Below are 203 nucleotides of genomic sequence, written 5' to 3' on the forward strand. Positions count from 1 at the left end.
TGATACAGGCTGAGAACGTCTCGCAGACTACACCGACCTGTGGCGTTTGCGCCTGATCGTCAAGCAATTCACTCAACTGTTTGTAGTAGCTGCCGTGTGGCGTCGGCATTGTCCAGCTGTAATCCAGTAACTGTTTGATCGAACGGGCACCAATGGCGGGGTGTCCCGGGCGGCAAAAGATCGCGAATTGCTTTTCCAGTAAT

1 protein-coding gene is annotated in these 203 nt (G+C 53.2%); it reads right to left on the reverse strand.

Translation table 11 applies throughout. The annotated features are described in order from the left end of the window. Positions 1 to 203: LysR substrate-binding domain-containing protein (locus HMPREF0298_RS12040; RefSeq protein WP_211205450.1), on the reverse strand; the 203-nt coding region annotated here is incomplete at both ends.

The organism is Corynebacterium lipophiloflavum DSM 44291 (assembly GCF_000159635.1).
Classification (GTDB): Bacteria; Actinomycetota; Actinomycetes; order Mycobacteriales; family Mycobacteriaceae; genus Corynebacterium; species Corynebacterium lipophiloflavum.